Source organism: Bacillus sp. JJ1474 (assembly GCF_036965225.1).
In the GTDB taxonomy this organism is placed as follows: Bacteria; Bacillota; Bacilli; order Bacillales; family Cytobacillaceae; genus Cytobacillus.
Genome location: NZ_JBALPC010000022.1, coordinates 21,336 through 22,015, shown reverse-complemented (window position 1 = coordinate 22,015; position 680 = coordinate 21,336). Strand labels below are relative to the sequence as shown.

At 34.4% G+C, this 680-nt stretch carries 1 protein-coding gene; it reads left to right on the top strand.

The window, feature by feature from the left end; translation table 11 throughout:
• Positions 1-267: 267 nt before the first annotated feature.
• The coding region (locus V7164_RS03655) for a hypothetical protein (protein ID WP_335353410.1) at positions 268-680 on the top strand (413 nt) is incomplete at its 3' end.

Genomic DNA, 680 nt, shown 5'->3' with positions numbered 1-680 from the left:
TTTTTTTGAAAATTTAAATATAATTAATAAAAGAAGGGTGGCTGGGTGTCTAGGCCACTGAGATTTGTAAAGGTTTACATTAAAATCGAGGAGGTTTTATTCTAACTTCAAAAATAAAAGAATTGAATGTGTACAGGATTGAAGAAAGTTCAGGAGTACTTTTTTTATGTATTTAGGTAAGGGCCATTGAATTTACAAAACCATTAAAAACGGGGTAATCAGACATAGTTTATAACCTTCTTTATCCCTCGTAAAGGAGAGGTTTCTATGACAAGAAAAAAGAATGAACAAAATTTTTTTAAAAGGGTTCCGTATCCGTTTTGGGTTTTCAGTACTCTAGCAATTGGATTTTCACTTGGTTTATTTGTACCTAACAATCCCGTTGTGCATGGGCTTGCTCTAAGCGGGCAGTATTTTCCTAAAGGCATCGTAACATTTGCTACAGCTATTATCTTTTTTTTACTAGCAGGAGCAGCAGTAAAGTTAATTTTGGTACATAAAGATAAAGCTGGCCAATTGTTTGGGAGAATCTTTGCGTCATACCTGGTTTTAGGGTTAGTAGCTGTAGGATATGCTGCACTTTTTATTCTTTTAGTTGCAGGTCTGGATTTCACAACAGATGGTGCGGAAGTAGCAGGATTCTCTACATTTATAATGAGTATATTAGGTACATTTAAAAC